At 47.7% G+C, this 20,501-nt stretch carries 23 protein-coding genes, 1 pseudogene and 1 riboswitch; of the genes and pseudogenes, 8 read left to right on the top strand and 16 right to left on the bottom strand.

Annotation, left to right across the window (positions count from 1 at the left end; genetic code table 11):
* Positions 1–15: 15 nt before the first annotated feature.
* Genes POF51_RS06360 through POF51_RS06345 form a run of 4 tightly spaced genes read right to left on the bottom strand, consistent with a single transcriptional unit; the run spans position 16 to position 3,384 of the window.
* A complete protein-coding gene (locus POF51_RS06360; RefSeq protein WP_069849639.1) occupies positions 16–789 on the bottom strand; it encodes an enoyl-CoA hydratase-related protein in 774 nt (257 codons plus the stop codon).
* Between the two features lie 38 nt (positions 790–827).
* Positions 828–1,727, bottom strand: coding sequence for a hydroxymethylglutaryl-CoA lyase (locus POF51_RS06355; RefSeq protein WP_271754484.1), 900 nt, complete (start codon positions 1,725–1,727; stop codon positions 828–830).
* 52 nt (positions 1,728–1,779) lie between these two features.
* Positions 1,780–1,992: a biotin/lipoyl-containing protein gene (locus tag POF51_RS06350; protein ID WP_015892116.1), complete on the bottom strand. Its 213-nt coding sequence runs from the start codon at positions 1,990–1,992 to the stop codon at positions 1,780–1,782.
* A 36-nt stretch (positions 1,993–2,028) separates the two neighbouring features.
* Positions 2,029–3,384 (bottom strand): acetyl-CoA carboxylase biotin carboxylase subunit, encoded by a 1,356-nt coding sequence (locus POF51_RS06345; protein ID WP_069849643.1) that lies wholly within the window; start codon positions 3,382–3,384, stop codon positions 2,029–2,031.
* A gap of 276 nt (positions 3,385–3,660) precedes the next feature.
* Between POF51_RS06345 and POF51_RS06340 the strand changes: the two genes are divergently transcribed.
* Entirely contained in the window at positions 3,661–4,128 is a 468-nt protein-coding gene (locus tag POF51_RS06340) for an N-acetyltransferase (RefSeq protein ID WP_007723302.1), read from the top strand.
* Positions 4,129–4,220: 92 nt separating this feature from the next.
* Here POF51_RS06340 and POF51_RS06335 read toward each other — a convergent pair whose 3' ends face one another.
* From POF51_RS06335 to POF51_RS06325, 3 genes are all read right to left on the bottom strand, one after another.
* Positions 4,221–4,862 (bottom strand): RsfA family transcriptional regulator, encoded by a 642-nt coding sequence (locus tag POF51_RS06335; RefSeq protein WP_069849646.1) that lies wholly within the window; start codon positions 4,860–4,862, stop codon positions 4,221–4,223.
* A 134-nt stretch (positions 4,863–4,996) separates the two neighbouring features.
* Positions 4,997–5,764 (bottom strand): enoyl-CoA hydratase/isomerase family protein, encoded by a 768-nt coding sequence (locus tag POF51_RS06330; protein ID WP_017249580.1) that lies wholly within the window; start codon positions 5,762–5,764, stop codon positions 4,997–4,999.
* An 86-nt stretch (positions 5,765–5,850) separates the two neighbouring features.
* Positions 5,851–6,228 carry a Spx/MgsR family RNA polymerase-binding regulatory protein gene (locus POF51_RS06325; RefSeq protein ID WP_016740704.1) on the bottom strand — a complete coding sequence of 126 codons (378 nt, stop codon included), beginning with the start codon at positions 6,226–6,228 and terminating at the stop codon, positions 5,851–5,853.
* A gap of 463 nt (positions 6,229–6,691) precedes the next feature.
* Here POF51_RS06325 and POF51_RS06320 point away from each other — a divergent pair, with 463 nt between their 5' ends.
* Both POF51_RS06320 and POF51_RS06315 read left to right on the top strand, forming a co-directional pair.
* Entirely contained in the window at positions 6,692–7,390 is a 699-nt protein-coding gene (locus POF51_RS06320; RefSeq protein WP_017249581.1) for a helix-turn-helix transcriptional regulator, read from the top strand.
* A gap of 137 nt (positions 7,391–7,527) precedes the next feature.
* Positions 7,528–7,794, top strand: a complete 267-nt coding sequence (locus tag POF51_RS06315; RefSeq protein ID WP_017249582.1) for a DUF2626 domain-containing protein — start codon at positions 7,528–7,530, stop codon at positions 7,792–7,794.
* Between the two features lie 49 nt (positions 7,795–7,843).
* Here POF51_RS06315 and POF51_RS06310 read toward each other — a convergent pair whose 3' ends face one another.
* Positions 7,844–8,941: a class I SAM-dependent methyltransferase gene (locus tag POF51_RS06310; protein WP_069849648.1), complete on the bottom strand. Its 1,098-nt coding sequence runs from the start codon at positions 8,939–8,941 to the stop codon at positions 7,844–7,846.
* 93 nt (positions 8,942–9,034) lie between these two features.
* Between POF51_RS06310 and POF51_RS06305 the strand changes: the two genes are divergently transcribed.
* Positions 9,035–10,108 (top strand): hypothetical protein, encoded by a 1,074-nt coding sequence (locus POF51_RS06305; protein WP_017249584.1) that lies wholly within the window; start codon positions 9,035–9,037, stop codon positions 10,106–10,108.
* A gap of 13 nt (positions 10,109–10,121) precedes the next feature.
* Here the strand turns inward: POF51_RS06305 and POF51_RS06300 are convergent, their stop codons facing one another.
* Entirely contained in the window at positions 10,122–11,378 is a 1,257-nt protein-coding gene (locus tag POF51_RS06300; RefSeq protein ID WP_271754472.1) for a CapA family protein, read from the bottom strand.
* A gap of 94 nt (positions 11,379–11,472) precedes the next feature.
* Positions 11,473–12,120, bottom strand: a complete 648-nt coding sequence (locus tag POF51_RS06295; protein WP_271754470.1) for an MBL fold metallo-hydrolase — start codon at positions 12,118–12,120, stop codon at positions 11,473–11,475.
* 63 nt (positions 12,121–12,183) lie between these two features.
* Here POF51_RS06295 and POF51_RS06290 point away from each other — a divergent pair, with 63 nt between their 5' ends.
* Positions 12,184–12,684, top strand: coding sequence for a hypothetical protein (locus POF51_RS06290; RefSeq protein ID WP_271754468.1), 501 nt, complete (start codon positions 12,184–12,186; stop codon positions 12,682–12,684).
* A 53-nt stretch (positions 12,685–12,737) separates the two neighbouring features.
* Here POF51_RS06290 and POF51_RS06285 read toward each other — a convergent pair whose 3' ends face one another.
* Both POF51_RS06285 and POF51_RS06280 read right to left on the bottom strand, forming a co-directional pair.
* On the bottom strand, positions 12,738–13,277 hold the full coding sequence (locus POF51_RS06285) for a hypothetical protein (protein ID WP_069849654.1): 540 nt from the start codon (positions 13,275–13,277) through the stop codon (positions 12,738–12,740).
* A gap of 82 nt (positions 13,278–13,359) precedes the next feature.
* Entirely contained in the window at positions 13,360–13,806 is a 447-nt protein-coding gene (locus POF51_RS06280; RefSeq protein ID WP_106835675.1) for a hypothetical protein, read from the bottom strand.
* A 137-nt stretch (positions 13,807–13,943) separates the two neighbouring features.
* Between POF51_RS06280 and POF51_RS06275 the strand changes: the two genes are divergently transcribed.
* On the top strand, positions 13,944–14,420 hold the full coding sequence (locus POF51_RS06275) for a DinB family protein (protein ID WP_271754465.1): 477 nt from the start codon (positions 13,944–13,946) through the stop codon (positions 14,418–14,420).
* 335 nt (positions 14,421–14,755) lie between these two features.
* On the opposite strand, the gene POF51_RS06270 is transcribed toward POF51_RS06275, so the two are convergent.
* Complete coding sequence (locus tag POF51_RS06270) at positions 14,756–16,090, bottom strand: PhoH family protein (RefSeq protein WP_069849661.1); 1,335 nt, start codon at positions 16,088–16,090, stop codon at positions 14,756–14,758.
* A gap of 202 nt (positions 16,091–16,292) precedes the next feature.
* On the opposite strand from POF51_RS06270, the pseudogene POF51_RS06265 reads away from it, so the two are divergent.
* Positions 16,293–16,889 (top strand): annotated as a pseudogene (locus POF51_RS06265) (YhcN/YlaJ family sporulation lipoprotein); the annotation flags it as partial.
* 31 nt (positions 16,890–16,920) lie between these two features.
* Here the strand turns inward: POF51_RS06265 and POF51_RS06260 are convergent.
* The 3 genes from POF51_RS06260 to POF51_RS06250 all read right to left on the bottom strand — a co-directional run bounded on the left by POF51_RS06260 (position 16,921) and on the right by POF51_RS06250 (position 20,015).
* On the bottom strand, positions 16,921–18,108 hold the full coding sequence (locus tag POF51_RS06260) for a trans-sulfuration enzyme family protein (protein WP_069849663.1): 1,188 nt from the start codon (positions 18,106–18,108) through the stop codon (positions 16,921–16,923).
* On the bottom strand, positions 18,105–19,268 hold the full coding sequence (locus tag POF51_RS06255) for an aminotransferase class I/II-fold pyridoxal phosphate-dependent enzyme (protein WP_069849666.1): 1,164 nt from the start codon (positions 19,266–19,268) through the stop codon (positions 18,105–18,107). The genes POF51_RS06260 and POF51_RS06255 overlap by 4 nt, the downstream gene beginning before the upstream one ends.
* 94 nt (positions 19,269–19,362) lie before the next feature.
* A riboswitch (SAM riboswitch) is annotated at positions 19,363–19,482 on the bottom strand.
* 74 nt (positions 19,483–19,556) lie between these two features.
* On the bottom strand, positions 19,557–20,015 hold the full coding sequence (locus POF51_RS06250; RefSeq protein ID WP_017249595.1) for a pyridoxamine 5'-phosphate oxidase family protein: 459 nt from the start codon (positions 20,013–20,015) through the stop codon (positions 19,557–19,559).
* A gap of 138 nt (positions 20,016–20,153) precedes the next feature.
* Between POF51_RS06250 and POF51_RS06245 the strand changes: the two genes are divergently transcribed.
* Positions 20,154–20,495 carry a DUF5665 domain-containing protein gene (locus tag POF51_RS06245; RefSeq protein WP_007723262.1) on the top strand — a complete coding sequence of 114 codons (342 nt, stop codon included), beginning with the start codon at positions 20,154–20,156 and terminating at the stop codon, positions 20,493–20,495.
* Positions 20,496–20,501: the final 6 nt, after the last annotated feature.

The raw sequence follows: 20,501 nt of genomic DNA, 5'->3' as shown, positions 1-20,501 counted from the left end.
GCGTAATCCCCCTCGTCACTCTCCGCGGTATATCGGTTTTCGTTTTTCTTGAAAGGCTGCGAGTCCTTCTAGGCGGTCTTTCGTCGGGACGAGCAGCTTATACGCATTGCTCTCAATCTGAAGTCCGCTAGCTAGCTCGACTTCCACTCCACAATCGATAGCAAACTTGGCTTGGGCTAGGGCAAGTGGAGCATTCGCTGATATTTGCTCAGCCACAGCAATCGCTGTAGCCATAAGTTGATCAGCGGAAACAATCCGATTGATCAACCCAATGGACAGTGCCTCCTCCGGATATACTCGCCTTGCCGTAAAAATCAGTTCCTTGGCGACGCCTTTTCCAACCAGCCGAGGCAAACGCTGTGTTCCGCCAGCACCCGGGATGATCCCGAGCGATGTCTCCGTTAAACCCATCTGGGCATGCTCACTCATGATCCGCAGATCGCACGCCAACGCCAATTCTGTACCGCCCCCCAGCGCCAGCCCGTTAATCGCCGCGATGACTGGTTTCGGTAGCTTTTCCAGCTCTGTGAACGTATCTCGAATCGTTTGGATATAGACATCGACCTGTTGTGGTGACATGGAGCGCCGCTCTCTTAAATCCGCACCAGAGCAAAACGCCTTGTCGCCAGCACCTGTCACAATGACCGTTCGGATGTCACGATCATGGCTGATTTCACTGATCAAGCCGCGCAATGTCACGAGCGTTTCAAGATTGAGGCAGTTAAAAACTTCTGGCCGTTGCAGCGTTAGTACGCCGATTGCGCCCTCTCTTTGCAGGGAAACCGTCATATTCTATCCCCTCTTTGCGAATGTGTAGAACATACAGATCATCCAGCTGGTTTGCTTGCGAGCGATGCCCGCAGCACTTTTGAGGGGAGCTCTTTGTCCAATTGCTGCCCAATATACGCACCAGCCTCAATCAACTTCTGGAGATCGACGCCCGTTTCATAGTCCATTCCATGCAGCATGTAAACCAAATCTTCAGTCGAAATGTTGCCGGCAGCTCCTGGGGCATACGGGCATCCACCGAGTCCGCCGATTGAGCTGTCAAAGATCCGGATTCCTTCCGCTAACGCTGCTGCTACGTTCGCCAATCCAGTTCCTCTTGTATCGTGGAAATGGGCGGCTAAGCGCTCGTTCGTAACATCTTTCACAAGTTCTCCAAAAACCTCATGAACCTGCTTCGGTGTGGCAACCCCTATCGTATCCCCTAGAGAAATCTCGTACACTCCCATTTCCAAAAGAGCCTCTGTCACCCTGCGGCTATTGGCCAGTGGAACATTTCCCTCGTACGGACAACCGAACACCGTTGAGATATATCCGCGAACTTTCATCCCGAGAGCTAGCGCTTCCTGGGCAACCTCCCGCAGGATCGGAAACGTGTCTTCTATCCGTTTATTGATGTTTTTTTGATTATGCGTTTCAGAGGCAGACATGAACAGGGCAATCTCTGTCAGTCCACATTGGCGCGCCCGCTCCAGACCGCGAATATTTGGAACCAATGCACTAAGCGTTACCTCTTGGCTGCGATTGATTCCCTGCAAGACCTCATCTGCATCCGCCAATTGCGGTATCCATTTTGGATTCACAAACGAACTTGCTTCGATCCGCTTCAAGCCTGCTTCCATCAGCTTATGAATCAGCGTGATTTTTGCTGCCGCCGGAACGATCGCGCTCTCATTTTGCAGCCCGTCACGAGGGCCGACCTCCACGATTTGCACACGCACTATAAGCCCACCTCCTCGCCTAGCGGTCGCTCAGTTTAGGAGTATTCTAATCCTATTCCAAAACGACAATGATATCGCCATCGTTGACAAAATCGCCAATGTTCGCTTTTACTTCCACAACCTTGCCTGAGGCTTGAGCCTGTACAGGAACTTCCATTTTCATCGATTCCAGTACAAGGACGTCTTGTCCTTCATTGATCTCGTCACCTGGCTGAACCAGGACATTAATAACAGTTCCTGCCATATTGGCTGCTACTTGTTTCATGGATGGTCCTCTCCCTTACCTATCATTTTTATTAGCTTAGCGTTTTTCCTTGCTTGATGCCGCTCCACGCTCAGTAACGAACCATGTCGTATAGTTACCTGCTCGGAATTGGTCGTCCTGTAATACTTCTTGCAAAAACGGAATGTTCGTTTTAATGCCAGTAATCAGAAAATGATCCATGGCCTTCTGCGCCTGTTGCACAGCCTCTTGTCTTGTCGCCCCAGATACAATGACCTTTGCAATCATCGGGTCGTAAAAAGGAGTCACCTGTGTACCTGTCTCTACCCCATCATCAATTCGTACATGTTCAAATGCAGGTGGCTGGTATAACGTAATCGTCCCTGGCGATGGAAGGAAGGTGACAGGGTCTTCCGCATAGACACGCAGCTCAATCGCGTGGCGCAGAGCCTTGACGTCCTCTTGCTCGATCGACAACGGGTGACCATCGGCAATGTCCAGTTGGAGCGATACGAGGTCAATGCCCGTCATTTCTTCCGTCACGGGATGCTCCACTTGCAAGCGTGTATTCATTTCCAAGAAGTAAAAGTTTTTCTGTTCATCTACGATAAATTCAACTGTTCCAACACCCGAATAGCTCACTGCTTTCGCGGCTGTAACCGCTGCATCGCACAGAAGCTCTCTCGTTGCTATGTCCAAAAAGGGCGAAGGGCTTTCTTCGAGTACCTTTTGATGTCTGCGCTGTATAGAGCATTCCCGTTCTAATAAGTGGATGACGTTTCCATGCTGATCGGCAACGACCTGCACTTCGATGTGGCGCGGACGTTCCACGTACTTCTCCATGTACATCGCATCGTTACCAAAATACGCTTTTGCACGACCTTTCGCCGATTGGTAGGCTTGACGCAGCTCAGCCTCGTCTCGACAAATGTGCATCCCGATTCCTCCGCCGCCAGCACTGGCCTTTAGCATCACAGGATATCCGATGGACATCGCGATGACAGCTGCTTCATCTGGTGAATCGATAGCCTGTTCGCACCCTGGAACGACTGGTACTCCCGCAGTCTCCATAATATGACGAGCAGTCAGCTTGTCACCCATTTGACCGATGACCTCCGGGGTTGGACCAATGAAAAGAAGACCTTCCTCCAGAACACGGCGGGCAAAAGCTTCGTTTTCTGACAAAAGACCGTATCCCGGATGAATGGCATCGGCACCGGTGCTTTTCGCTGCTGCAAGAATGGCCTCTACGTTCAGGTAGCTGTGTGGAACAGGCGGTGGACCAATATGGACTGACTCATCTGCTTCACGAACAAACGGCAGATCCTTGTCTGCATCCGAATAGACAGCAACCGTAGCCACTCCTCTTGCCTTGCATGTACGGATAATTCGTCTGGCAATCTCACCACGGTTTGCGATTAATACCTTGCGCATGGCAACGCTCCCCTCTTTGACAAACCGACTACAACCGTAAGCGCTTCCAAATTGTTTGCCTGGTTTGTATCATGTGATGCTACTTTCTATTTTGCCACGAGAATGATCATAGTTCTAGGATGAAATTTTAAATTTTTCCAAGGAAGCGAAATCATTTCCTGACAATCCCTCCAATAAAAAAAGAAAAACACTTCGGAAAAGCCCATCATCGTGTATAATAAAGGGGCGGGGCCAAAAGGTGGCCAAGGCAAAGAGCTGTGAGAGGAGTGGCTAACCATGTTTGAAGTAAGACGTTTGCAAATCAACTATAAGACACTGGAGGAATTCCAGAAGTTTCGCGAATTTGGCCTGGAGGAGCTTTCTATGAAGGAAGACCTGGAGGCGAACATCGTGGAAAACGATTCGGAATCTCCATTTTACGGTATTTATGACAACGATCTTATGGTAGCACGTATGAGCCTCTACAAAATTGACGGGAAATACGACCGTTACTTCCAACCTGCGCAAGACTATTATGAGCTGTGGAAGCTCGAAGTCCTGCCTGACTACCGTCACAAAGACTACGGAACTGCTTTGGTCAACCACGCGAAGAGCTTTGGAGCTCCTATTAAAACCAACTCACGCTGTCGCGCAGACGATTTTTGGTTGAAAATGGGCTTCACGCCTGTGAAATACAACCTCATGCGTGATCGTGGTGAAAACCCATACGTATGGTTGCCAGAGAGCGTAGAGCTGCAAGACTAGCTCTTCCTTTTCCAACATGAATGACAAATGAATGCGCAAACAAAAAGAAGCGGATCAATGCCCGCTTCTTTTTTCATCCCTAATTTCTACGCTTATTTTTCTACGCGCTCCAAATTTCCGTTTTCATCCATTTTGAAGATCGCTTTGTTGGAATCCTCTTCCTGTAAAAAAGCAAGCTTGCGTGCACGTTCCATGATCTGTACCAACGCACGGTAGTCATCATTGACCCCCTGAACCTGATCCAGTTCTTTTCTAGCGCGTTCGTGGGCTTCTTTCAATTCTTTTAACTCCAACTCTTTTCCTTCCAACTCTTGTTCCAATTGTCGCAAACGACGAGTCATTTCTTTTTGATTGACGAGCATGCGAATGACTGCTTCAATCTGCTGCTCCTCTACATCCGCGTACTTTTGTACCTCTGCTACTGGTGTTTCAGATCGTTTTGTGTGCAACGCGACGACCTCGACCTCAGCCACCACAGGGGACGGTACTTGAATCCTCCCGAGCTTTTTCAGCTGCTGTCTTTGGCTTTTCGCAATCGAAATAGCCGCATCGTACCGTTTGCGCACGCAACTGTTCCAGCGGAAGCCGCACGCAGCTGCTGTCCTTCCTAACCTTTGACCCACTTCTTCAAATGCAGCAAGCTGTGTGCCGCCTTCGCGTATGTGGCGCAAGGTGACTTCCGCCAGCACTAGATCGTCATCTTCGGTCCATGCGTCTTGTCTGGAAGCTACCATATGAGTCCCTCCCGTTACCTTTAAAAAGGATGATGTAATTCATCCTATGCTTTTCCCTACTCTTGTAGAATCGCTTTCTACTAGAAAAAGTATGTCCAAGCAAATAAATGTTTAAACGAAATGGACTACATCGATCAGGACGTTGGGCGCTTAGTCAGGAAGCTTTCCACTACGGCGACGTGTTCAGGGCTACCCCAAAGATGCGCACATTGACTCACTTCGCGCCGGATTCGTTCTTCTTGCGGAATGCCCATACGCTTCCACTGCAAAATCTTCATGTACGCCTCAATGCCAGCTAGCGGCTGGGCAGCGATTTTTCGAGCGAAACGATATACTTCCTCATGCAGCTTCTCTTCTGTGTATACCTCGTCAACAAAACCATAGGACTTAGCTTCCTCTGCACGCAATCTGTCACCAGTCAACAGAAGAGCGAGTGCTTTTGACTCTGGCAACAAGTCCAACAGCCGACTTCCTCCACCCCAGCCTGTCGTAATATGCATGCTGATTTGTACAAACCCGAAGGTCGCCCGGTCACTGGCAAAACGAAAATGACACGCGCCCGCAAACTCACAGCCACCTCCGACCGCTGCACCGTTAATCATGGCAATCACCGGTTTGGAATTCTGATCAATGGCGGACAAAAGCCCTGTCACTTTACTGAGCAAAGGATGCGCCTGTTCATAGCCGCGCGCTGCAATAAACTGATTCAAATCGCCTCCGGAAACAAAGCTTCTGCCTGTCCCCGTCACAATCAGAACCTTTACCTCTGGATCGGCTTGGCAGTCTCGCAAGACCTGATGCAGTTCATCAACCAACTCCACGCTAATGGCATTATGTACATGCGGTCGATTTAATGTGATTGTGGCGATACCGTCCTGTTTTTGCAAAAGCAAGGTCTCCATAAGAACTCCCACCTTTTATCAGCTTGTGGCTTTATTTTACCTTTCGATGGACAAACAAAAAAGAGGAGGTCTTTACCCCCTCTTTATTAGGACAACAGATTTTTCATGGCGGATGAATTGAATCCGACGATCAGGTTTTCACCGTCAGTCAGGATCGGACGCTTCAAAAGCTGAGGCTCTTCACTAAGCATTTCGAGCAGTTCCTTCACTGACATATCATTAATATCGACATCCAGGTTTTTAAAACGCTGACTTCTCGTCGACAAGATTTCATCCAAGCCATTTGAAGTCATTTTAATAATATCAAGCAGTTCTTCTGCTGTCGGTGGATTTTTGAACAAGTGACGCTCTTCGTAATTCACTCCGTTTTCTGCCAGCCATGCCTTCGCTTTGCGACAGGATGTGCAGCTAGGATAAGTGAAAAACGTTAATTTTTGTGTTTGTGTACGTTCAGCAACGGCCATTGGTTACCCCTCCATCTCATCTATCACGTATGATTTCATCTATAAAAGTCTTACGATTTGCAGTTCGTGATGTTTGGTTCAAGCTCTTACAAAAAGTTAGCCAATAAAATTTCTTTCCTTACTTTGGATTTTAATGCTTGATTAACACTATGTCAATAGTAGTTAATCTAAAAACTAGACGAAAATTTATGCGATATGCTGTTGTAGCACACTGCTACCTTAACAAGTAACACAAAATGGGATACACTTATGAAGATTGTTCAAAAAGTCGTCTTTTGATCACGAAGGAGTCCTGAAAGCTTGGACAACATCGAAAGAGGCGTTCACCTTCAAAGTCCGGTGCTCATGTAGGTCCCCTACACTCCGCTCCTCCTTTTTCAGGTTCTCACCACTTTCTCGGTGCTGAAAAGACGACTTTTTGAATTTGATCTTATGGAGATTGTTTTGAGAAAGGGGTATCGGCATGGACCACGATGCGCAAAAGTTAACCAGTGCTTTAGCTGACCCCACCCGTTTTTCCATTTACCAATTTGTCGCCTACAGTAAAGATCCCATCACGGTTCAGGATATAGCTGATCACTTCTCTATCCACCCTAATGTGGCACGCTTGCACTTGACGAAGTTGGAGGACGTGAATTTACTCACTGCTGTTACAGACAAAAGTGGTAAGGGAGGACGTCCCAGTCGGTTGTACTCACTGTCTGAACAGGTTGTGAGTCTGCAATTCCCTCCTCGTGACTATCAGCTGTTAGCCGATATCGCGATTGAAAGCCTGCTCTCGCTCGGCGAAGCTGGCGAAGCCGCTCTAATTAAAATGGGACATCGCATTGGAACTGAGATGGCAAAACGGGCGGTTGTCCAAAGCGGAATCAATTTAGAAATAGCCTCTATGGAAGAAAAATTGGACCTGATCCATCGGATTGTCGTGGCTCAGGGATTGAAACCAGACATCGAAGCAATGGATGAAGGAAAGCTGCGTTTTCGCGTAAATAATTGCACCTTCTCTGACAGCGCAAAAAAATATCCGAATGCCGTATGCCAGATGCACAACGCTCTGTTGATGGGAATATTCGAAACGTACTTGGGGAACATTGAATTACGTGAGGATGATTCCAAAATTCGCGGATGCCAATCCTGCAACTATACGCTGATTCAGTATTAGCACCGCAAGTCCAGTCTTTCCTCCCCGGGTGACAACAATCCGTCATACCTTTATCGTTTACACGTGTTCACCTGTCCTATATAATGGGGGAGGAATCTTGTAAATCTTACCGATCGAGGCAAAAAGGGGGGACAAAAATGGATCGTATGTATCGCGTTCTTGGTTTCTGGACCATCGTGATCGCGTTGATGGCGTTTTGGGCAGAGTTGTACCCGATGGCGCTCATCTTCTTCAGTTTGACTGCATTCTTCGTAGCGTTGAGCTACATGAATCTGACTGAACGAGTATACCTAAACATTTTCTTCGGCTTCATGTTCCTGTCTTTTGTTGGATTCACGTATTACACGTTCTTCGTGATGCCTGTAGGACCACAAGAACACGCTTTTCTACAATTGATCATGTAAGAAAAAAGATGCTCGCCATGAGCATCTTTTTTTATGTTTTCCTCTTCTTTTACTCCCAGGTGCCTTTCTCTTGGACCATGACCCAAAAACGCCCACCTAAGCCAGCAGGATCAATCAACTGCTGGATCGCCCGATTCCGTTTCATCGCAACGCTCGTGAAAGGGTCTGTATCCATATGCGCGACCGCTTTATGAAGCAAGCCATTCCGCATCAAAAACCGATCCTGTCTCATATAGTCTATTTCCCGTAAACCAACCTTTTCTCCATACTCTTGCCACGCAGAAAAATTCACATGTGTCGTCAAGTCTTGTTCGCCTATGTTGATATACGGATTCGTATGAGCCTGATGACGATGGTAGCACATCAATGTTCCGTTTTTTCGACTAGGGTGGTAAAGCTCTTCTTGCAGATCACCGTAATCAATCGTGATGACGAACCCTTTTTTCAATAGGCTGGAAACTTCTTGTGCGGTTTGCTCCATCGCCATATTTATCTCGATCCGCATGCCGATTGGCAGCTTCAAGTTCAGCTCGCGCAAATATTCCCCAAGCGCTGGTGTCATATCCCCCAGACACTCTTCCAACCCATCCTCGCCAACTCGCACCCATACTTCCTGCCAGCCGGATCTGGTTTTCTCCACAATATGTACTGGAAATGCGTCCAGCCATTCATTCGAGAAAAGAACCCCTTCTATTTTTTCATGCTTGGCAGCTTCATTCACAGAAGAATACCAGCGCTTTGGACCCTCGTGCCACTGGAGCGCCTCCTGCTGCATTTTCCGGTGATAAGGACTCGCCTCTATCAAAATGATCGTCAGCTCTTTGTATACCTCTGGCTTGCTCTCACGGATGTGCTCCAGCATGTGTCGGCAAACAGCCCCGGTGCCACCACCGATCTCAACGAGCACAGGCGAAGTAATATCCGCCTTCTCCCACAATGCCAAGATTACATCTGCGATTGTTTCCGCAAAGACAGGATGCACCGATGCACTCGTATAAAAATCTCCCGCTTTGCCTACTTTGGGTTGTTCGACCATATAATATCCATACGTGTCATGATAGAGGGCCAACTCCATAAAGCGCGCGAACGTAATCGCTTTCCCTGGTTGGCTTGCTATTTCCTCGCGAATCAGTTCGATCATCGTCATAAGCTCTTCTCCTGCTATCCAAATTCAACTAGATAAGGCTATAATACGAAAAGAAGCATACAATATGGAAAGGCAAAAGCAAAAGGTGAAATCATGCGCAAATTTCTTCTCGTCTTGTTCCTACTTGTATGTCCACTGACGGTATTCGCCCAGGAAGAGCCCTCTACTCCTTTGGAGCAGCTCATCCTGCAACAGCATTTTACACAAAAAGAGCTGGAGCGAACCCTCACCTTACTCAAGGAAGAAGAGACGCGGACATACGGGGAAATCGCTCAAATGGATCTCGATTTGCAACGACAAAAGCTGGTGATGGAAGCGACACAACGCCGGGCCGGTGAGGTAGCGCGGGCCTATTACATGGGCGAGCGTACTAATCTTCTGACGTTACTATTAAATGCGGAAAATTTCAATCAGTTCTTATTGATGTACGACTTCTACGAGATCTTGTACGAGCGTGACATGTCTCGACTAGAGTCCTATCATACTGAGCGCACGAAGCTCACTGCGATGCAAACCGACAAAAAGAATCGATTGGACCAACTTCAAACGCTGCGAAAAAAATACGAGCTTCAATTAGCAGAAATGCTCGCTGTTGCCGCTGAAAAAGAAAAAAACGTACAAAAACTGGATAATCCGACAGTTGTGGAATCCATGATGAATCACTTGATTTTAGACTGGGAAAAACGTGGTTTGCCCGCATTCCAGACCTTCTTCGGAATGCTCGCGCAGGTTATGGTTCAAGTTCCCGAGTTGGCGACGCCGGATCGAATTCAGTCGGAAGGTCTCCTCAAGCATACACTAACCATCAACCAGACTGACTTCAACAATTTTCTGATAGAGAAAGACGCCTTGTTTAAACAATCCCATTTCGCCTTTGAGGATAACAAGCTGACCGTGGAAGGCACGTATGATCAGATGGAGCTAAAGCTCGTTGGTAACTATGAGCTCGTCTCACCTACCCATCTCAAATTCCACATTACCGAGCTGTACTTTGACGGCTTTGCCTTGCCTCAATCGACCGTGGAGGAAATGGAGGAAGCGTACGATCTCGGATTTTATCCGGAGCTGATCTCCCCCAACATCCAAGTGCAAGGCATCACGCTGATGGACGAAGAATTAAAACTTCAGCTACAATTCAATCTTCCATTTGGATTCGGAAAGAAGTAAAGCCAGCTATTTATTAGCTGGCTTTTTTCTTGGAGACAACCTTATTGACATGAACCGGCATTTCCTTCTGCAATTGTGTCATGTACTGGATCGCTTCTTTCGTCAGCGTAGGGTATTTCTGCCCCTGCTTCAGCTTCTCCAATGTTTCTGACACCGGGTAAATGACATAGTTGCGCTTATTATTTTTCCGATAAAAATGAACGTAGGTCGGAATCATTTCAGCACTTTCGATGCTGGCCTCTCCTGACTCATTCTTGTACAGCACAAGCTTCAGGATTGCGCCAACATCCTTGTAGTCCCAACGCTGCGCAGAGATGAAATTGCCCAACGAATAGGCGATCAGTCCTTTGTGTTGACGTCCATCTTCGAGGGTAACCGTCTTCCATTCATAAGGTTGTACCACATGTGGATGCGCCCCCAAAATCAAATCCGCTCCAAATGTTAGAGCTTGCTCGGCGGTCTTGATTTGTTCAGGACTAGGCATGCGTTGATACTCATTTCCGAAATGAAGCGCCACTGCAACCAGATCGGCTCCTTTTTCTCTTGCCCGTGCGATGTCTTTTTTCATCAGCGCAGGCGAAATCAGATTGACCAGATACGGCTTGCCTTCTGGAATCGCGATTCCATTCGTTCCGTACGTATACGATAGCAAGGCTAATGTGAATCCGTCCTTGGTCAACAACAAGGGCTCATCTCGATCCTCGGGACTGGCAAACGTTCCCGTGTGCGGAAGACCGGCTTCATCGAGATATTTGATGGTTTGCAGAACCCCTTGTTCTTTGCGGTCCATCGAATGGTTATTCGCTGTCGATACCGCAGTAAATCCAATTTCCTTCAACGAATGTGCAAGCGACTCAGGAGAATTAAACATCGGATAGCCTGAGTATTTGGCCTTGCTACCGCTCATCGTTGTCTCAAGATTGCCGATGACCCAGTCTGCCTCGCGGAACATCGGGATGACATTCGGGAAGAATCGTTGAAAATCATAGCTTTTCGTCGCTGGGTCCCAGACGGCATCCAACTGCTCCTGATGCATCATGATATCCCCAACAGCAAGAAGGGAGATACGCTGTTCCGGGAATCTTGATGGCAAAGTCGGAGGTTGTGTCTCCTGATGATTGGGCGCTGTCTGCGGTGGTGTTGCGGGATCAGGCGCTTTCACGTTGGGAGCTTGGTTGGTCTTATCTGCTTGGGCGATGGGTGCTGCACACCCAACCAGACTCGTGCAGGCGATAACGAGAATGAGTGCCCATTTCCTTGTTCGCTTCATAATGAATAGCTCCTTTAGTAAATGGTGACCCCTTCCTTTTCTCCACCACCTGACAAAATCCTCTCCCATATTTTATAAAGAATGATGAAGTGACTTAACGAAGCATGCCTGTGACAAACGGATTGTACGTTTTCTCGTAGTCGATCGTCGTCTTTGGTCCATGCCCTGGATACACAATGGTTTCATCATCAAGCTCAAATAGCTTGTCTTGGATACTGATCATCAGCGTTTCGTAATCTCCTCCGAAGAGATCCGTACGCCCGATGCTTTGGTTAAACAGAACGTCGCCACCGAAGCAGTGCTGGCCAATGACAAATGAACAGCTGCCTGGTGAATGCCCTGGCGTATGCAGCACCTGAATGTGAAAACCTGCCAGTTCCAGAGTCTGACCATCCTCCAGTTCGTGCTCGGCCCGCTCACATACGATGAGTTCAGGCAGATTCCAGCGTCGAGATCCGTTGAGATCAGGGTTTGTGAGCCATTCCTGCTCCAGTGGATGAATGTAAACCGGTGCTTTTGTCAATTCTCTTACTTGGTTGAGACCACCAATATGATCCAAGTGGGCATGCGTCAAAAGAATGGCAACGACGTTTTTATTTGCGAGAGCGTGAAGCAACTGATCTGGCTCCATGCCCGGGTCAATCGCAATGGTTTGGTTGGTATCGGTGTTTGTCACCACATACGCATTGGTTTGAAATGCTCCCAACGCATAGGATTCAATGGCAAGATTTTGATTCGTCATAGGAAACCTCCTTGATTTTTTGATACGATAGAAAAAACACGCTTGCAAACATGGGGGTATGACATGCGCCATATGTACGGAATTGAACTGAATGTACCAGCCGGGAAGCTCCCTGGCTTCTATGCTCAAGTCATACATAAAATCGGAGATCATGTCAATGTCTTTGATCGGGACAAACTGCTTTTTATTGTAGAGAATCAAGCCGAACTGGAGAAGCTGGAAACCATTTTGGAGAAGTCCAACATGTTAGGCGATGCCTTTTCCCTATTGCTGCTCCCGTCAGCAACCACAATCGATCAACTCGATGATATCGGTTTTGTCTCCCAAAATGAACATTTGTATGTATATGCAGATCAAGTTGCCATCGGAACGCTCGGGGCTCCATCCCACTCAGAAGATCAGTGGGCTGCTACGGAGCAACTCCGTGAACACATTTTAGGCGTAATACCCGAAAATACACAACAACCCGAAGCCTACCTGATCGATCAAAGCTTGATTCCACTGACAGAGGGAATCGCGAACGCTTATCAAGTGAAGCTCGTTTGGCACCATCCGACTAAATGAATCCTTTACACGCAAAAAAGGGAGTTCCTCATAAGCGAACTCCCATCTCCTTTTTACGATGATTTACGATCAAATCGGAACCACGCTACTTGATTGTCCACAAGACCAAAATTGGCGGTGTATTTACTGCCCTCATATACCACTTCTTGTTCGCCTTTTCCTTTTCCGTACAGCTTCTCTAGCTGTTCAGCACTGTCAAACATAGCGAGTCCTCGGTATGTTTTGAATTTTTGCCCGTCCTCACGGGGAACTCCTCCCAGCATGATTGATGTCAATTCACCTTTGTGGACTTTGATCATCATCTGGGTCTGATCAACCAGCAGCATCCCCATCACAGCATCTCCCGCACCCTGCGACATCTGCTCTACCGTGTAACTTTGCCTTGTCACCATATCCATAAAATCAGCTTGTGTCGGCTTCAAAATATCCATCGCTTCTTTTATGTTCTGCCCGAGATACATGCCGTTTACTCCGTATTCCTTTTGATTTTCAGGGTCAAATCTAGCAGTTGGTTCCGACTGGGCCGAACACGCCGCCAAGACAACAACTGTTAATACCCAAAACGTAGTCATTCGCAAGCATTTCCACATCATTCACCTGTGCCCACCTTTGCTACCACTCTTTTGGTTATCTTAGCTTATCCGGCAAGCATCGGGCAACCATAGGGAGACGAGCTTATTCTCGTGTTCCGCTGACTTTGCGGCGCGGTCGATTAGGCGGCAGATTATTGTCCACCGATTGTTTGAAGCTCTCTAGTATTTTGAGGAGTGATGCGAAAAAAGGTGAGCCAAACACCGCTACAATTCCCCACATCCAGGTTCCTAGCTGCCACGAATTTTTTACATAAGCGGATTCAGCACCAGTTAAAATGAGAGCCGGGTCCAGACCAAGCATGCCAAAAATGACACCAGCAGCCAATACGGAAATAAGCAGATTGAAAAAGCGTTTGTAGTGCATCAGTCTAGCAGCGTGATACTGATCCTCCCAGCAATTTTCTTTCGCCTCATAGTCCGTCGCCAAAAAGGGAACGACTGATTTAAAAGCTTCCGTGACACCTGCTGCCGCGCTGGACACCGCTGTTATATAAATCAAAAAAGAAATAGATGAATCCAACGTAACCATCATGCTTCCCCCCTTTGTACATATGTATGGAGATGGAGGGACAACTTGCAAATTTTTTACAGTTTGTATATTTCCCCTTTTCTGTTTATACGGTAACATGTTGGTGCATGTAAATATGAGGAAGGGCAGGGATTGCTATGCAGGACTTTTCTTTTGTATGGAATCAGTACGACTTGATTCGCGGAATGTTTTTGGCTAGATTGACGGAAATAACCGAGGAAGAAGCAGACGTGGTTCCAGATGGCTTTAAAAACAACATTCGCTGGAATATTGGTCATCTTCTCCTGACACAAGATTACTTGCTCTTCGGACCAGAAGGAATGAAATGTCCTCCGTATTACGCAGCCATGTTTGCTCCAGGAACCAAGCCTGCTGATTGGCAAAAAGAAGGACCTTCCCTCGAGACCTTAGCTGCAGAGCTAAAAGAACAACATGTGCGTATTAAAGAAGAATTGCATTCCCGATTGAATGATCCATTGCCAAAACCGTTTCAGCTAGGAGACAAAGGCACTATGCATACTTATGGGGAAATGATGGTCTTCACTCTTTTCCATGAAGGGATGCACATCGGATGTATTTCGTCATTGCGAACAGCGATCGCAGCTGCTAAATAAGGAAAATCGGACAAAAACGCGGGAATTTATTATCCGCGTTTTTCTTTTTGCCTCCGAATCTGCAAAAAATGAAAACCGCTCCAATGAGGAGCGGTCCTTGTCGAGCCCGAATTGCTTATGGGGTTCTACCGGTTATTCTCTTTGGCTCTTCAACCTCCATCGTAGAGAAAAGTAGCTAAAGGAATCGGTTAATCTCCATACGACTTTCGTCGATTGCTTGATCATGATTATCCACGGATCTTCGCCTCCTGCAAGGCATTTCGCCGTTTACTTACATGAATCATCGGGCTCGACAAAAATAGTATGACCTTCTCGCTGTTTTTCATACATCCTCTTTACAATAAATCTGCGGCCAGCTGTGCAAGCACACTCCGTTCGCCTTTTTCCAACTGGATATGTCCAGCCAGCTTTTGGTCTTTAAATACTTCTACCACGTAGGTTAAACCGTTGTTGCTCTCATCCAAGTATGGATGATCAATCTGCTCAGGATCACCCATTAGTACAATTTTCGAGCCGTCCCCTACCCTCGTCAGGATCGTCTTCACTTCATGCTTTGTCAAGTTTTGGGCTTCATCAATGATAATAAATTGTTCGGGGATGGAGCGCCCACGAATATATGTCAAAGCTTCCACCTGCAAACTACCCATGCCTGCCAAAATTTTATCCAGATCACCTGGGCGCTTTGTGTTAAACAAATATTCCAAATTATCATAAATCGGTTGCATCCACGGTCGAAGCTTTTCTTCTTTTTCGCCGGGCAAATAACCGATGTCTTTTCCAAGCGGAACGATAGGTCTTGCCACTAACAGTTTTTTGTATTTTTGCTGGTCCTCGATTTGCAGCAGGCCCGCTGCTAATGCCAGCAAGGTTTTTCCTGTACCGGCCTTACCGGTCATAGTTACTAAAGGAATATCATCTCGTAACAGCAATTCGGTTGCCATCCGTTGCTGTACGTTACGGGCTCGGATGCCCCAAATCGGATCATCATCTGACACAAGCATTTCTAACGTTTTTCCGTCCGGGTCGACCTTTCCAATCGCTGAAATAGATGGGTTGCATTCGTCCTTCAGCACTAAAAATTGATGAGGGTAAAAGCGATAGCGTGGAAAACAGGAGGCCAGCTGCAGTTTTCTTGTCGCGTAGTAGTTCTTGATGATATCGGACGCTACCATCATCTTCTGATACCCCGGGTAAATACTGGAGAACTCCCCCACAACTCGATCCGAAAGAAAATCCTCTGCGGAAATATTCAATGCATCAGCCTTGACTCTCATGAGAGCATCCTTACTTACCAAAATGACCGGTCTTGGCTGTGGTTTTCCGTTTTCCTCCTCCTGTAAGTTTAGTGCGACCGCCAAAATGCGGTTGTCATTACTCATTTCTGTGAATTGTTTCTGAAGGCGGTGGAAAGAGGAATGATTCAGTTCCACCCGAAACAACCCGCCTGTTTCGAGAGTAATGCCAGTGTGCAATTGCCCCAGCTCACGAAAACTGTCAAAGAGCCGAGATACGTACCGAGCATTGCGGCCAATTTCATCCATGTACCGCTTTTTGGAATCGATTTCTTCTAATACGACAGCTGGTATGACTATTTCGTTGTCAGCGAAAGAAAACATCGCCCTTGGATCTTGCAGGAGTACGTTGGTGTCCAGTACGTAGATTTTCTTCAAAATCTCGCCTCCTATTCCCCTTCTTATATACCCTATGCAATTTTTGGAGGGATGCTCAAGTGCGGCGACGTGATGTACTACAGTCTATGTTCAGGTAGACAGAGATAGACGACCCATTGGCAGAATGAAAATCGGCAGCCCAGAACAAAATACTTGTAACCCTGCCCTCCTCCAGAAGGAAGGCAATACTGGGAAAGGGAGAATGCCTGTGAAACGGATCATGATCTGCTGCCTCGGTTTTAGCTTGTTGCTTACAGCATGCATGTCGGGCAAAAATCCACCAGCCAATCAGGCTGCACAGCCGAAGCATGCCACTCATACGCAACGCGTTCAGCAAACAGCTCCTGAGCCTGCTTATAATCAATCTTCTCAAGCCACCGCTGATCGTCTGGCCCAACTGGCAACACGTGTGAAAAGGGTACACAGCGCGACTGCTGTGGTCTTGGGTAAATATGCTGTAGTCGGTATTACTGTAGACCCGAATTTGGATCGCCCAGAAGTCGGCGTCATTAAGTATACAGTTGCGGAAGCACTGAAAGAAGACCCTCAAGGAGCGAACGCTGTCGTAACCGCAGACCCTGCCGTCGTACAGCGGTTACGGGAAATGAGAGATGATATTCGTCGCGGCCATCCTGTTGCCGGTATTACGGAAGAGTTGGCGGATATCGTAGGTCGGATCATTCCCCAACTGCCGCGCAGTGTGCAGCCTCGCGAAGAAACCCCTTCTCAAGTAAAAGAAAAACGCATGCACAAAGAGCCGCAAGGACAAAACAAAATCAACGCAAATCGTACAGGAACCTCCTTAAAAGAAAAAGAGGTATCCCCCGGATTCAAGCCCGGGAGAATACCTCTTTTTCTTTATGGACTGGTGCTTCAGATGGCAAATGATCCAAAGCTTGCTTCAAATCTGCCACCAAGTCATCGAAATCCTCTAAGCCAGCTGACAACCTGATCAAGCCATCTGTGATTCCCCTTGCAGCTCTTTCCTCAGCAGGCATCGCTGCATGTGACATCGTAGCTGGGTACGAGAGAATCGTTTCCACTGCCCCGAGGCTGACAGCCACAATCGGCAATTTTACGCGATCAAACAATGCTTTTGCTCGCTCCCGACTCCCTACATCAAAAGAAAGAACAGCCCCATGACCAGTCGCTTGTTGTGTTTGAATCAGATGACCGGGATGATCCTCCAGTCCTGTATAGTAAACGCGGCTTACTTGTGGATGCGATGACAACCAGTCAGCCAAGCTCGCGGCTGTTTTCGTGCTGACATCTAGTCGGGCTTTCAATGTTTTGAGCCCACGCATCACCAGCCAGCAGTCCTGCACACCCAAAATCGCTCCCATGCCATTCTGGATAAAGTAGAGCTGCTCCCCTAACGCAGCCTCCCTGGTAACGGCCAGGCCTGCCACGACGTCGCTATGCCCTCCAATAAACTTCGTTGCACTATGAATGACCACATCTGCGCCAAGTTCTAATGGCCGCTGGTAATACGGGGTAAGGAACGTATTATCGACAATGACGAGCAAGCCGTGCTCCTTCGCAATACGAGAAACCGCTGCAATATCTGTCACCTTTAAGGTGGGATTGGAGGGGGTCTCCAGGTAAATCCCTTTCGTTGCCGATGTAATGGCCGCACGAACGGAATCTGTATCTGTTGCATCCACGAACGTAACGGAGATGCCCATTCTCGATAATACCTTGGTCAAAAACCGAAACGTGCCACCGTATACATCTTCCGCCACTACAACATGGTCTCCAGCTGAAAACAGCATAAATACGCTGGAAATGGCAGCCATGCCAGATGAGAACGCGAAACCGCGTGCGCCTCCCTCCAGAGACGCAATAGCTTCCTCCAAAGCCTGCCTGGTCGGATTGCCTGATCTGGCATAATCGAATGTACCTGGCTGATCGATATCAGCCTGATGAAACGTCGAAGCTTGATAAATCGGAACCGACGACGCACCTGTGAACGGGTCAATGCAAGTCGAACCGTGGAGGATCTTGGTTGCAAAATTCATCGTACACTCCCCCCTACGACCAAACTAGCATTCAATGCCTGAAACAAATCGGCTACGACATCATCTGGATGCTCGATGCCAACCGACAGTCGCAACAATCGATCACAAACACCGACATGTTCTCTGACTTCTTGCGGGATATCGGCGTGAGTCTGCGTCGCCGGATACGTACACAATGACTCGACACCACCCAGACTTTCCGCAAAGGACACGATTTGCAGATTTTGCAGGAACAATCCCACCTGTTCTGTATCGCGTACGCGGAACGATACCATCCCACTATGCCCAGTTGCTTGTTGCACCTGTATCTCATGCCCCGGATGCTCTGGCAGACCTGGATAAAATACCTCCGCCACTGCCGGATGCTCACGCAGCTTTTTCGCTACAATCAAGGCATTGGATTGATGACGATCCATCCGCAATGCCAATGTTTTCATCCCGCGAACGAGAAGCCAGCAATCTTGTGGTCCAAGTACAGCACCGATTGAATTGTGCAAAAACCGGATTTTTTCCGACAACTCTCCCCCTTTTGTTACGATGAGTCCAGCCAGTACATCGTTATGTCCTGCCAAATACTTGGTTGCACTATGTAGAACGATATCTGCACCAAGCTCCAATGGGCGTTGACAATACGGGGTTAAGAATGTGTTGTCTACAATCGTAAGGAGACCATGCTGTTTCGCCAATTGCGTTACTGCTCGAATATCGGTAATCTGCATGAGCGGATTGGTAGGTGTCTCGACGAAGATCGCCTTTGTCTCAGGGCGAATCGTATTTTTGAGTGCACCAATGTCACGCAAATCCACATACGAAAACGTCAGACCATAGCGAGAGAGCACTTGCTCGAACAATCGATAGGTTCCCCCGTACAGATCGAGTGAAACGATCAGATGATCCCCTTGGGAAAACAAGCCCATGACGGTATGAACAGCAGCCATTCCTGAGGCGCAAGCGAAACCTGCATCTCCTGATTCCGCTTCAGCGATGGTCTCCTCCAAAATAGTGCGAGTAGGATTAGCTGTGCGTGTATAATCGTATCCAGTGCTCTGGCCCAAGGCCGGATGGCGATAAGCCGTAGCATAGTAAACAGGAAAGCTCACCGCCCCTGTTTTTTCATCTCTGCCTACTCCCGCCTGAATCAATTTCGTTTCCAAATTCATGTCTGTTTCTCTCCCTCCAATAGTGTACGAGGGCATCAAAAAAGCCCTCTTTCCTCTGAAAGAAGGCTTTGTTTACGTCACCGTAAGCAAATCCTTCTCATCTTTCAGAGTTTGATAACTCTGCAGGAATTAGCACCATTATCTCCCTGTTAAAATACAGGTGATTGGTTGCCGGGCATCATCGGGCCAGTCCCTCCGCCGCTCTGGATAAGAAGATTGCTATTCAATTTGATTGACCCTAATACTAAAGGATCGGCAGGATTCTTGTCAACAATTTATTTCCACCCGTTAATTTGCATCTTTCAAGGCGGTCATCACTTGATTGTCCAGCTTCGCTGCCGCGTTTTTGTCATACGTCTTTTCATATTGTGGTTCTACGGAAATACGGGAACCGTAAAACATAATATCACGAACAGCCTCAATTTTGATTTCTGCCATGGCCAGCTTGAGCGGAACGCCTTCCAGTCGGTCTGTTTTGACGGAAGCACGACCATTTATGGCGAAAGACGAGCCGGCACCGATCAAATGCAAGACAACTTGCGGTTCCTTCGCAATATTAGCCAAAATACGTGAGCGATTATCCACGGCAAAACGAATCGTATCGGCGCTGACAGCATACGTCCAGGACAAGGAGCTGAGCGATGGTGCCCCTGACTCATGGTCTACTGTGCCCAAGGTAACAAAACGCTCCTTTTGCAAGAGCTTGAATAAATCTTCGGAAAGAGATTGGGAAACAGTTTCAGCCATTTCAAAGCCTCCTAACAAACGTTTTGTACGTTCATTTTACCCTTCGCCTAGCTGATAGGCAAACGTTTCCTCTCCACCTTGATTCTGGTTGTCTTTTTCCCTAGACTGGTAAGTAACGATACCGAATGATGGAAGGGGATGGACAGCTTGTCGCCTACAGACCGCCTCATGCAGCAAATTGATCAAGTCCTTGAAGAGCTTCAGGAAGTTCGGAAGGTAAATGAGCGGATGCATAAAATTGCGATGTTCTTGGAAGATATCCGACTAGCAGATGTGATCCAAAATTACACAGCCCCGCGCAAGCTGCTCTGGATCAATTTCCTCGCAGGTCTTGCCCGGGGTCTGGGGTTGACAATTGGTACTGCTATCGTTTTGGCTTTCCTCGGCTCCCTCTTGACGCAATTTCTTTCCATCCCCATTCTGGGGGATTACATCAGACAATTGGTGGAGTACGTCGAGACTTACAAGCAGCGGCCTTAACGATAG

It is taken from the genome of Brevibacillus sp. AG (assembly GCF_028369215.1).
In the GTDB taxonomy this organism is placed as follows: Bacteria; Bacillota; Bacilli; order Brevibacillales; family Brevibacillaceae; genus Brevibacillus; species Brevibacillus porteri.
This window is presented reverse-complemented; position numbering and strand designations above follow the sequence as displayed.

Bases quoted from the DNA above. Each gene is read 5' to 3' on its own strand.
- POF51_RS06320 (WP_017249581.1), top strand. From the start codon at position 6,692: ATGGACCACGATGCGCAAAAGTTAACCAGTGCTTTAGCTGACCCCACC.
- POF51_RS06345 (WP_069849643.1), bottom strand. From the start codon at position 3,384: ATGCGCAAGGTATTAATCGCAAACCGTGGTGAGATTGCCAGACGAATT.
- POF51_RS06305 (WP_017249584.1), top strand. From the start codon at position 9,035: ATGCGCAAATTTCTTCTCGTCTTGTTCCTACTTGTATGTCCACTGACG.
- POF51_RS06300 (WP_271754472.1), bottom strand. From the start codon at position 11,378: ATGAAGCGAACAAGGAAATGGGCACTCATTCTCGTTATCGCCTGCACG.
- POF51_RS06360 (WP_069849639.1), bottom strand. From the start codon at position 789: ATGACGGTTTCCCTGCAAAGAGAGGGCGCAATCGGCGTACTAACGCTG.
- POF51_RS06325 (WP_016740704.1), bottom strand. From the start codon at position 6,228: ATGGCCGTTGCTGAACGTACACAAACACAAAAATTAACGTTTTTCACT.
- POF51_RS06255 (WP_069849666.1), bottom strand. From the start codon at position 19,268: ATGAATTTGGAAACGAAATTGATTCAGGCGGGAGTAGGCAGAGATGAA.
- POF51_RS06330 (WP_017249580.1), bottom strand. From the start codon at position 5,764: ATGGAGACCTTGCTTTTGCAAAAACAGGACGGTATCGCCACAATCACA.
- POF51_RS06280 (WP_106835675.1), bottom strand. From the start codon at position 13,806: ATGGTTACGTTGGATTCATCTATTTCTTTTTTGATTTATATAACAGCG.
- POF51_RS06295 (WP_271754470.1), bottom strand. From the start codon at position 12,120: ATGACGAATCAAAATCTTGCCATTGAATCCTATGCGTTGGGAGCATTT.
- POF51_RS06285 (WP_069849654.1), bottom strand. From the start codon at position 13,277: ATGATGTGGAAATGCTTGCGAATGACTACGTTTTGGGTATTAACAGTT.
- POF51_RS06275 (WP_271754465.1), top strand. From the start codon at position 13,944: ATGCAGGACTTTTCTTTTGTATGGAATCAGTACGACTTGATTCGCGGA.
- POF51_RS06350 (WP_015892116.1), bottom strand. From the start codon at position 1,992: ATGAAACAAGTAGCAGCCAATATGGCAGGAACTGTTATTAATGTCCTG.
- POF51_RS06250 (WP_017249595.1), bottom strand. From the start codon at position 20,015: ATGGCTGAAACTGTTTCCCAATCTCTTTCCGAAGATTTATTCAAGCTC.
- POF51_RS06315 (WP_017249582.1), top strand. From the start codon at position 7,528: ATGGATCGTATGTATCGCGTTCTTGGTTTCTGGACCATCGTGATCGCG.
- POF51_RS06245 (WP_007723262.1), top strand. From the start codon at position 20,154: ATGGACAGCTTGTCGCCTACAGACCGCCTCATGCAGCAAATTGATCAA.
- POF51_RS06290 (WP_271754468.1), top strand. From the start codon at position 12,184: ATGCGCCATATGTACGGAATTGAACTGAATGTACCAGCCGGGAAGCTC.
- POF51_RS06340 (WP_007723302.1), top strand. From the start codon at position 3,661: ATGTTTGAAGTAAGACGTTTGCAAATCAACTATAAGACACTGGAGGAA.
- POF51_RS06260 (WP_069849663.1), bottom strand. From the start codon at position 18,108: ATGAATTTTGCAACCAAGATCCTCCACGGTTCGACTTGCATTGACCCG.
- POF51_RS06335 (WP_069849646.1), bottom strand. From the start codon at position 4,862: ATGGTAGCTTCCAGACAAGACGCATGGACCGAAGATGACGATCTAGTG.
- POF51_RS06310 (WP_069849648.1), bottom strand. From the start codon at position 8,941: ATGACGATGATCGAACTGATTCGCGAGGAAATAGCAAGCCAACCAGGG.